The 10100-nt window shown below is 41.4% G+C and carries 10 protein-coding genes; 5 read left to right on the top strand and 5 right to left on the bottom strand.

Annotation, left to right across the window (positions count from 1 at the left end):
- Positions 1–396 precede the first annotated feature (396 nt).
- The 5 genes from AN391_RS19425 to tkt all read right to left on the bottom strand — a co-directional run bounded on the left by AN391_RS19425 (position 397) and on the right by tkt (position 5320).
- Entirely contained in the window at positions 397–690 is a 294-nt protein-coding gene (locus AN391_RS19425; RefSeq protein WP_235576506.1) for a hypothetical protein, read from the bottom strand.
- Positions 691–813: 123 nt separating this feature from the next.
- Positions 814–2046, bottom strand: coding sequence for an NRAMP family divalent metal transporter (locus tag AN391_RS19420; protein ID WP_055016911.1), 1233 nt, complete (start codon positions 2044–2046; stop codon positions 814–816).
- A gap of 142 nt (positions 2047–2188) precedes the next feature.
- Positions 2189–2545, bottom strand: a complete 357-nt coding sequence (hpf, locus tag AN391_RS19415) for a ribosome hibernation-promoting factor, HPF/YfiA family (protein WP_024033129.1) — start codon at positions 2543–2545, stop codon at positions 2189–2191.
- 178 nt (positions 2546–2723) lie between these two features.
- Positions 2724–3038, bottom strand: a complete 315-nt coding sequence (locus AN391_RS19410) for a pyrimidine/purine nucleoside phosphorylase (RefSeq protein WP_055016910.1) — start codon at positions 3036–3038, stop codon at positions 2724–2726.
- A 290-nt stretch (positions 3039–3328) separates the two neighbouring features.
- On the bottom strand, positions 3329–5320 hold the full coding sequence (gene tkt, locus AN391_RS19405; RefSeq protein WP_055016909.1) for a transketolase: 1992 nt from the start codon (positions 5318–5320) through the stop codon (positions 3329–3331).
- A 304-nt stretch (positions 5321–5624) separates the two neighbouring features.
- Between tkt and metK the strand changes: the two genes are divergently transcribed.
- The 5 genes from metK to serA all read left to right on the top strand — a co-directional run bounded on the left by metK (position 5625) and on the right by serA (position 10012).
- Positions 5625–6776, top strand: coding sequence for a methionine adenosyltransferase (metK, locus tag AN391_RS19400; protein ID WP_055016908.1), 1152 nt, complete (start codon positions 5625–5627; stop codon positions 6774–6776).
- Positions 6777–6923: 147 nt separating this feature from the next.
- The gene (locus AN391_RS19395) at positions 6924–7466 is read left to right on the top strand and encodes a hypothetical protein (protein ID WP_055016907.1); all 543 of its coding nucleotides are present in this window, start codon (positions 6924–6926) and stop codon (positions 7464–7466) included.
- Between the two features lie 19 nt (positions 7467–7485).
- A complete protein-coding gene (locus AN391_RS19390; protein WP_055016906.1) occupies positions 7486–8082 on the top strand; it encodes a 5-formyltetrahydrofolate cyclo-ligase in 597 nt (198 codons plus the stop codon).
- 37 nt (positions 8083–8119) lie between these two features.
- Positions 8120–8773 (top strand): ribose-5-phosphate isomerase RpiA, encoded by a 654-nt coding sequence (gene rpiA / locus AN391_RS19385; RefSeq protein ID WP_055016905.1) that lies wholly within the window; start codon positions 8120–8122, stop codon positions 8771–8773.
- A gap of 9 nt (positions 8774–8782) precedes the next feature.
- A complete protein-coding gene (gene serA / locus AN391_RS19380; RefSeq protein ID WP_055016904.1) occupies positions 8783–10012 on the top strand; it encodes a phosphoglycerate dehydrogenase in 1230 nt (409 codons plus the stop codon).
- Positions 10013–10100: the final 88 nt, after the last annotated feature.

Genomic DNA, 10100 nt, shown 5'->3' with positions numbered 1-10100 from the left:
TAAGATTTATTTTTACGTCTTGTCATTTAACACCTCAATATTAGGACATTGTCCATTATTAAAGTGTCCGGCTCAATTAAACCAGTTCATTTGATTATCAAAACTATCAAAAAAAATATGTACTTCTTTATCCTCATCATAAAATGATACGAAATTTTCTGTAATATGCATATTAAATATCATAGTTTCTTCCTTGTAGATTAAACATAAAATAATGATTACCTAAGACAATTTAGAGTTACAAGGTTTATAACGAAGGATTACTATAAACTTTAAAATATTGATAAAAAATATTCTTTCTCGAAACTCCTTTAAGTGAAGAAACAAGAGGAAGTAAGAATTCTTTGCTATCTAATATTTCTATTTTCCATTTAGTATCGCCAATAAAATGAAAAGTTAACGTGTTCGAGTTTTGAATATTATAATTTCGAAAGCTCCCGTTGAATACATGCTACCAATCGTAGCTGAATCAATAATATCAAGGCGCTCATTCAAGAGGTGAATATGAAGCATATCCTCGTAAGGAGTATCATCCGTCATAAATACAAGGTATTTACAACCGGCTTTAATGCAAAGCTCCAAATAAGTGCCATTAACAACCTTATCTGTTCGCGTATTATTTAAAAAGATACAGCTCTGTTCTAGAGACTTAGGGATTGTCTTAAATACTTGGCTTTTAAGTATGATCATCTTTTTCACCTAGCTATTACTTTTGACAGGTCAATTCTCGCCTACCGTAGGCTATCGTGGTCCACACTAGCCGGTATTTATGCAGAGGTTATTTGATTTGTACCTTTCACCTCGAACCTAAAATCACATCAACTTCCACACTACAAACGCAACAGCAAAACCCACTAAATACACTAGCCCTAGCCACGTTAAGCTGCGTAGTAACACGCTGTGCTTAATAGCGGGATCTGAGCGTACAAGGCTAAAGTTAAGCCATGCAAAAACGGGGGTGGTTACAAAGGCTAGTGTCATGGCAAAGGTAAGCATGGGGCCAAGGGCCGATTTAAAAAATAAAATAACGGCCATGCCAGCTAGTGCTTGCAGTACAAGCCAACTATTTAAACTGTGTTTAGATTGCTTAAAACCAAGTAATTTATGTGATTCGTTAAGAGTGCGTGCGTAGCCGTCAAGTACAGTAAGTGTTGTGCCAAACATACACAAAAAGGCAATAGCCGATACAAGCGGCCTTGCCCACTCGCCAATAGTCAGTGCGTACATATCAATAAGCTGCTTAGCAAAGGCAACACCGCCAAGCTCTATATTGCTGCTTTGCCCATATTGCACCAGCACTCCTAAGCTAAAAAATACTAATGCTAAGCACGCTGTTAACCAATACCCTACGTTAAAATCGAATAAACCTTGGCTTTTAGTCACTGTTTGCTGAGCTTGTTTTTCTTTAAGCCATAGCGAGCTAAGCGCTGATATTTCTATTGGTGCCGGCATCCAGCCCATTAACGCGACCATAAAGCTCAGCATAGCCAGCTCGTATGGTGAAGGACCCACATAGTCAGCGGGCGCCATTGGGCCATTACTAAACGCAATAACCAGCGCAATAACAGTAGCAAGCGTTAATAGCCCCATAATGCCTTTAGCAACGCTGTCGAGCGCTTTAAAGTGCCCTAACAATAATATAGCTAAGCACACACCGAGCAATATCCAACACAGCAGGGTTACCTCTATCACTACAGGCAATGCATAATGCAGTAAACTTGCTGTGAGCAGCAATACACCAGCAGTATTTACTATGGCAGCAAGTATGTTTAGCGCTATAAAACTATAAAAATAGACAGGGCCTTTATTTTTATAGCCTTCTACTAAGCTGTTTTTAGTTACTAATGTGTATTCCATACCAAAACGGAAAAATGGGTATTTTAATACGTTAACCGCCAATATAAGCCAAAATAGTTGCCAGCCAAATAATGCGCCAGCTTGAGTGGATGCAACCAAATGGGAGCCACCTATTGCGGCGGTTGCCATTAAGATACCAGGGCCTAAGGCGCCCAATCGAGATTTCCAAGAAGTGTGTGTTTGCTGCATTAATTTCTCAATATGTGTGTGTTATATATACAAAAGATTAAGTTTTATAATTAAAAAACATAAAGAGAGAACAACTTACCTAAAATCAAGGCAATAAAAAAGAGCCATAAGGCTCTTTTTTATAGTACTTTGGGACTAAAGGTTATTTTAGCTCCATCTCTTGGATGATCTCATGCGCTATTTCTGGCGTTGTGCTTACAGGCTTTTCGTGTAAATTTGCTTTTATTTGCCCTTTTCGATGTTTTAGTGCTGCATCGAGTTTTTTAGCTGCGCTGGCAATCGCAGGGTACATAACTTCGTTTTCCCCTTTTACCGATATACGCGCACCTTCGTAATTTGTGCTAATTTCTGCTTGGATTTTGTGATGCTCTTTAGACAATATAATGTCGAGTGCAATAAGTGATGGAAAGTGGCTCTCGATTTTTGAAAATTTTTCGTTGATATGCTCTCTAATAGAGTTAGTAACGTCTACATGGTGACCAGAAAGATTAATTTTCATAGGGTATCCTTTTATTTGTTACCTCATAAATAGTATTGGGGGCTATTTAGATTAACACAAGGAAAAAGCACTGTTTTTTAAAATTAATTTGTTACTCAAACTGATTTAAATCATACATTGTGCAAAGTTTATGCAAAGCCCATAAACTATGGGCTTTCAGACGTCTAGCCTTAAGCGTTTAGTCTGTGTACGAACAGCAATAGTCAGCAAACTCACTTACTTTTACTTTAAAGCTAACATTGGCATCAACGTTAAATGATTCACCCGCGGTAAATGTTTTCCACTCACTCTCGCCTGGTAATAAAATCTCCCACTGGCCACCTAAAAGCTCCATTAATTCTTTTTTACTGGTATCAAATACAAATTCGCCCGGTTGCATAAAACCTAGCGTTTTAGTTGTGCCATCGTTAAATACCACGGTACGGCTTGATACTTTGCCGTCAAAATACACGTTCGCTTTTTTAATTACGCTTACATTTTCAAACTGAGACATCCTCACTCCTGTTGTATTATTTTATTTAATCGGCCACCACCTTGCCTGATAGGCCTTAGCCTTGCAAGGAATGTACATTGAAAGTTACTCATTTGCGGTTTTAAAGCTGCGTTTTTAGATACCAGCCGCTGCGCTTTTTACGTGGCAACTTATAGCAAAAGTTTGAATATGAGCTTCCAAAGTAGGTGTTAGGCTGCTTGCATTTTTAGCAGCACCTCTTCATATTTGATCAAACAAAAAAGCCCGCCCTGATTTACACAGGGCGGGCTTTTAAATATTAAATCAATTGATTAAAACAAGGCGTTTGCTTTATTTACAATGTTTTCTACTGTAAAGCCAAAGAACTCAAACAGCTCATTTGCTGGTGCAGACTCACCAAAGGTCGTCATACCTACTACTGCGCCATTTAGGCCTACGTACTTGTACCAGTAATCAGCAATACCTGCTTCTACTGCTAAGCGGCGTGTAACGGCTGACGGTAGTACGCTTTCTTTGTATTCGGCGCTTTGATCTTCAAACGCATCAGTACACGGCATAGAGACAACACGTACCTTTTTACCTTGGCTGCGTAGTTCTTTTGCTGAGTCTTGCGCTAGTTGTACCTCAGAACCTGTAGCAATAATAATTAGCTCAGGGTTGCCGTCACAGCTAAGGATGTACCCGCCCTTTTTAACATCTGCTAATTGCTGAGCGTCACGCGATTGTTGCTCAAGGCCTTGGCGAGTAAAGATAAGTGATGTAGGGCCATCTTTACGCTCTATAGCTTGTTGCCATGCAATTGCCGACTCAACTTGGTCACACGGGCGCCAGTTGTATAAGTTTGGCGTTAAACGCATGCTAGCAATTTGCTCTACCGGTTGGTGAGTTGGACCGTCTTCACCTAAACCGATTGAATCATGTGTGTATACAAAAATGCTTGGTTGCTTCATTAGTGCAGCCATACGTACAGCGTTACGCGCATATTCCATAAACATTAAGAAAGTAGCACCGTAAGGAATAAAGCCTTTATGAAGGGCAATACCGTTCATAATTGCCGACATACCAAACTCACGTACACCGTAATAAACGTAGTTACCACTTGCATCGTCTGCAGTTAATCCTTTAGAGCCATCCCAAATTGTTAAATTTGAGCCAGCTAAGTCGGCTGAGCCACCCATGAATTCTGGTAAAATTGGGCCAAAGGCGTTTAATGCATTTTGTGATGCTTTACGCGATGCTGGATTTGCAGGGTTTGCTTGTAACTGCTCTATGTACTCTTGTGATTTTTGTGCCCAATCAGCAGGTAAATCGCCAGCTGTACGACGTTTAAATTCTGCTGCTAGCTCTGGGTAAGCATCTGCGTACGCTGCAAACTTTTCGTCCCAGCTTGATTCAAGTTCTTGCCCTTTAGCTTTTCCATCCCACTGTGCGTAAATATCTTCAGGAATTTCGAATGCCTCGCCAGTCCAACCTAAAAATTCGCGAGATGCTGTAATTTCGTCATCACCTAAAGGTGCGCCGTGACAATCGTGGCTACCCGACTTGTTAGGCGAGCCATAACCAATCACTGTTTTACAACAAATAAGCGTAGGTTTATCGGTAACACTTTTAGCTTCAGCTATTGCAGCACTGATTGCGTCGCTATCGTGGCCATCTACGCCACTAATTACGTGCCAGCCATACGCTTTAAAACGTGCTGGTGTATCGTCGCTAAACCAACCTTCTACTTCACCATCGATTGAAATGCCATTGTCATCCCAAAAAGCAACTAACTTGCCTAGGCCTAAGGTGCCCGCAAGTGAACATGCTTCATGAGAAATACCTTCCATTAAACAACCATCACCCATAAATGCATAGGTGTAATGATCAACAATGTCGTGACCCTCACGGTTAAATTGTGCAGCCAATGCTTTTTCAGCAAGTGCCATACCAACCGCGTTTGTGATCCCCTGACCTAATGGGCCCGTAGTGGTTTCGATACCTGGCGCGTAACCGTACTCTGGGTGGCCAGGTGTTTTTGAATGCATTTGACGGAAGTTTTTAATTTCATCAATTGGTAAGTCGTAACCACTTAGGTGCAGCAGAGAATAAATAAGCATTGAACCGTGGCCGTTTGAAAGAATAAATCTGTCACGGTCAGCCCACTCTGGATTAGTTGGATTATGCTTTAGATAATCGCGCCATAATACTTCTGCGATATCGGCCATGCCCATAGGGGCTCCAGGGTGACCAGATTTGGCCTTTTGTACTGCGTCCATTGACAAGACGCGAATAGCATTTGCAAGTTCTTTGCGAGATGGCATGAATTCTCCTACCTTTATGTGTATTTGCGCGGGTACTAATGTGCTCGTTTTTACCCTTAAGTAACTTAAGAGCTGTTATAGCAACCATTCTTACTTAATGTGGGTGCTGTGTGCAATTAAAAACCCCATAAAAATGGGCTATTATGAATATTTTTTAAGACCAAAAAGTGATTACTCATTTTATTTAGACGTCTAGGCGTAAAAACACTATGCAAGCAGTTTCGTTTTAGATAAAATACGCCCCTTAATTTTTTAGCGCTAATACCGACGTTTGTGAAGCGCAATATTTGTGAGCAGAAATACAATGGCAAAACATTTATTTACTTCTGAATCTGTTTCTGAAGGTCATCCGGATAAAATCGCCGATCAAATCTCTGATGCGGTACTTGATGCTATCCTAGAGCAAGACTCTCATGCCCGTGTTGCGTGCGAAACTTACGTAAAAACCGGTATGGTTATGGTTGGTGGTGAAATCACGACTAGCGCATGGGTTGATATTGAAGAAATTACACGTAAAACAGTACGTGAAATTGGCTACACGCATTCAGACATGGGTTTCGATGCAGACTCGTGTGCTATTTTAAACACCATTGGTAAGCAGTCTCCTGATATTAACCAAGGTGTAGACCGTACTAGCCCAGAAGAACAAGGTGCTGGCGACCAAGGCCTAATGTTTGGTTACGCATGTAACGAAACAGAAGTACTGATGCCTGCGCCAATTACTTACTCACACCGTTTAGTACAACGCCAAGCGCAAGTACGTAAAAGCGGCGAGCTTAATTGGTTACGCCCAGATGCAAAATCGCAAGTAACTTTTGCATACGAAAACGGCAAGCCAGTAGGTATTGATGCAGTTGTACTTTCTACTCAGCACGCTGAAGAAATCTCGCAAAATGATTTAGTAGAAGCCGTGATGGAAACCATCATTAAGCCGGTACTTCCTGCCGAGCTTATTACAAGCGCGACTAAATTTTTCATTAACCCAACGGGTCGTTTTGTAATTGGCGGACCTATGGGCGACTGTGGTTTAACAGGTCGTAAAATTATTGTAGATACATACGGCGGTATGGCACGTCACGGTGGTGGTGCTTTCTCTGGTAAAGATCCATCAAAAGTTGACCGTTCAGCAGCATATGCTGCACGCTACGTAGCTAAAAACGTAGTGGCTGCAGGCCTTGCTGATAAGTGTGAGCTGCAAGTATCTTACGCAATTGGTGTTGCAGAGCCTACCTCTATCAGCGTTGAAACCTTTGGTACAAGCAAGCTTGAAGAAGGTCGCTTAATCGAGCTTATTCGCGAGCACTTTGACCTACGCCCTTACGGCTTAATTCAAATGCTTAATTTAGAGCGCCCAATTTACCAACCAACAGCGGCATACGGTCACTTTGGTCGTGACGAATTCCCATGGGAACGTACAGATAAAGCAGACGCACTTCGCGCAGCTGCAGGCCTTTAAGCCAAAACGTATTAATTAAAAACGGCCCTTTTAAGGGCCGTTTTTATATCTAAAATAAAAGTTAATAATGAGTTTTAGCGAGCCCTCGAATTACTTACTGTTTTAGGTATATACTCTTTGCATAATAAAAGCTTAAGGGATAAGTAAATGGCCAATAATTTTCGCGTTATGTTTGTAGGGCTCGCTGAGGGCACTGAGACTAAAACTGCCTGCGTTAATTTAGCAAATAAACTAAAAACGTCTGAAGATAAAGTAACACAGTTTTTTAACGGCAAGACACTCTTTGCACCAAGCAATAAAGACAAAGCCCTAAAGCAAGCCAAATTACTCGCAAGTTTAGGCATTAAAAGTAAGTTACAAGCCACAGGTGAGCAGCCTCCTCAAAACCCTAGTGCAGCTAGTCAGCGTGATGAACGGATTTTTGATGCCCTCGATTACATAACAAGCAGCCTGATCCGCCTTGAAGAAAAACTAGAAGAGCTAGAACAAAGGCTTCCAACCAATGAGCTAAAAAGCCCTGCAGACGAAAGCGATGAGTGGCAAGAAGATGATCTAATGCTTGACGAGCAGCTCGATGAACCTGTTAAAGCGCGTAGCAATATTTTGTTATATTCACTGATTGCCACCGCCGTTTTACTACTGATTGTGCTTGCTGTTTACTTAGCTTTTCCTGATTTAGTGTCTATTTAATCGAAGGTGCGTAATTACAATGAGCAATAAACGTACACACATACGCCAATCTATTCGTCAATTACGCAATAATCTATCAAAAAAACAGCAAGAAAAAGCCGCTGCACAGCTAAAGTTGAATTTTACTCAACAGCTAAATAGCGAGAAAACAGCCTCGAAAAAACAGATAGCCATTTACTTTAGTAACGATGGAGAGTTAGATACATCGCTGTTAATTAATGAGTTATGGCGACAAGGCCATGCTCTTTATTTACCCGTTATACACCCATTTAATGGGGCTACTTTGCTATTTCAACGCTATGAAAAAAACTCACCCATGAGAGCAAATCGCTATGGTATCTTGGAGCCTAAGCTGAACTGCTCTCAAATATGCCCATTAACTGATTTAGATTACTTACTGATGCCACTTGTTGCATTTGATAATCAAGGTAACCGATTAGGAATGGGGGGTGGATTTTACGATAAAACACTGGCGCAATTACACGCATACAATTGGCAAAAACCGCAACTTATTGGCCTAGCACACAGCTGCCAAAAAGTAGATGCACTGCCAATTGAATCGTGGGATGTTCCACTTAAAACCATTATTACTCCTGATAAAATTTATCACTGGTAATATACACCCACTACACATTTGAAACATGAGCATGACAATGACGCAAGACGAATTAAAAAAAGCAGCTGCGTGGGCTGCACTCGAGTTTGTAAAAGAAAACACCATTGTTGGTGTAGGCACAGGCTCTACCGTAAATCATTTTATTGATGCCCTAGGCACAGTAAAAGACACCATAACGGGGGCGGTATCTAGCTCTGAGGCTTCAACAGCGCGCCTACAAGCATTAGGTATTGAAGTGTTTGAGCTAAACGATGTAGATGCGCTTGATGTTTATGTAGATGGCGCAGATGAAATTAATGCCCATAACGAAATGATCAAAGGCGGCGGCGCAGCACTTACCCGCGAAAAAATAGTCGCAGCCGTTGCAAAACAGTTTGTGTGTATTGTTGATGACACAAAATTAGTAGATACATTGGGCGACTTCCCACTTCCGGTAGAAGTTATACCCATGGCACGCAGCTACGTAGCGCGTGAATTATTAAAACTTGGTGGCGACCCTGTTTACCGCCAAGGCGTAGTAACCGATAACGGTAACGTTATTTTAGATGTACACAATTTAAGTATTAGTAATGCCAAACAACTTGAAACACAAATTAATTCAATTGTTGGCGTAGTTACCAACGGCCTATTTGCGATGCGCGGTGCTGATAAAGTAATTATCGGCACTAAAAATGGGCCACAAATTAAATAGGATGAGGTTATGAGTAAGGTATCGTTAGCAAAAGACAAAATTAAAATTCTCTTGCTTGAAGGTGTTCACCAAAGCGCTGTAGAAACGCTTAAACGTAATGGTTACAGCAACATCGATTACGTAAAAACATCGCTACCTGAGGACGAACTTAAAGAGCGTATTAAAGATGTGCACTTTGTAGGGCTTCGTTCTCGTACTCATATTAATCAAGCCGTTTTAGACTCAGCTGAAAAGCTAGTAGCCATTGGCTGCTTTTGTATTGGTACTAACCAAGTTGACTTAAACGCAGCGCGCGAGCGCGGTATTGCGGTATTTAACGCACCGTTTTCAAACACACGCTCTGTCGCAGAGCTGGTACTTGGCGAAATACTCTTGTTATTACGTGGTATTCCACAGCGTAATGCAGCAGCACACCGTGGCGGCTGGTTAAAAACGGCAACCGGCTCATTTGAAGCTCGCGGTAAAACACTCGGGATTATTGGCTACGGCCACATTGGTACGCAGCTTGGTATTATGGCTGAAAACATTGGTATGACCGTAGAATATTACGATATTGAAGATAAGCTATCTTTAGGTAATGCCACGCAAATTCATAACCTAACACAGCTTTTACAGCGCGCTGATATTATTAGTTTACACGTACCAGAAACACCGCAAACTAAAAACCTGATTGGCACTGCTGAGCTTGCCGTAATGAAGCAGGGCTCAATACTAATTAACGCTTCACGCGGTACTGTAGTGGATATTGATGCACTTGCCGAAGCACTTAGCGAGAAAAAGCTAAGCGGCGCTGCTATTGATGTATTCCCTGTTGAGCCAAAATCTAACGAAGAAGAATTTGTATCGCCACTGCGCGAATTCGACAACGTTATATTAACGCCGCACATTGGTGGTTCAACCCAAGAAGCGCAAGAAAACATTGGTATTGAAGTAGCCGGTAAATTAGCTAAATACTCAGATAATGGCTCAACTATTACGGCTGTTAACTTCCCTGAGGTTTCGCTGCCAGAGCTTGCTAACCGTAGCCGCTTATTGCATGTACACCACAACCGCCCAGGTGTACTTACGCAAATTAACCAAGCGTTTGCCCAGCACGGTATTAATATTGCCGCTCAGTACTTACAAACTGATGAATCAATTGGTTATGTAGTTATTGACGTAGATACCGATCAATCAGAAGTTGCGCTTAAAGAGCTAAGTGCAGTAGAAGGTACAATTAGAGCGCGTATTCTTCACTAATCAGCTATCAGCTATCAGCTATCAGCTATCAGCTATCAGCTATCAGCTATCAGCTATCAGCTATCAGCTATCAGCTATCAGCTATCAG

The organism is Pseudoalteromonas sp. P1-13-1a (assembly GCF_001401875.1).
Lineage (GTDB): Bacteria > Pseudomonadota > Gammaproteobacteria > Enterobacterales > Alteromonadaceae > Pseudoalteromonas.
The sequence above is the reverse complement of the archived record's forward strand: the minus strand, read 5'-3'. Positions and strand labels throughout refer to the sequence as shown.

Coding starts and splice junctions, on each gene's coding strand:
- AN391_RS19395 (WP_055016907.1), top strand. CDS start 6,924: ATGGCCAATAATTTTCGCGTTATGTTTGTAGGGCTCGCTGAGGGCACT.
- AN391_RS19425 (WP_235576506.1), bottom strand. CDS start 690: ATGATCATACTTAAAAGCCAAGTATTTAAGACAATCCCTAAGTCTCTA.
- serA (WP_055016904.1), top strand. CDS start 8,783: ATGAGTAAGGTATCGTTAGCAAAAGACAAAATTAAAATTCTCTTGCTT.
- tkt (WP_055016909.1), bottom strand. CDS start 5,320: ATGCCATCTCGCAAAGAACTTGCAAATGCTATTCGCGTCTTGTCAATG.
- hpf (WP_024033129.1), bottom strand. CDS start 2,545: ATGAAAATTAATCTTTCTGGTCACCATGTAGACGTTACTAACTCTATT.
- AN391_RS19390 (WP_055016906.1), top strand. CDS start 7,486: ATGAGCAATAAACGTACACACATACGCCAATCTATTCGTCAATTACGC.
- AN391_RS19410 (WP_055016910.1), bottom strand. CDS start 3,038: ATGTCTCAGTTTGAAAATGTAAGCGTAATTAAAAAAGCGAACGTGTAT.
- AN391_RS19420 (WP_055016911.1), bottom strand. CDS start 2,046: ATGCAGCAAACACACACTTCTTGGAAATCTCGATTGGGCGCCTTAGGC.
- metK (WP_055016908.1), top strand. CDS start 5,625: ATGGCAAAACATTTATTTACTTCTGAATCTGTTTCTGAAGGTCATCCG.
- rpiA (WP_055016905.1), top strand. CDS start 8,120: ATGACGCAAGACGAATTAAAAAAAGCAGCTGCGTGGGCTGCACTCGAG.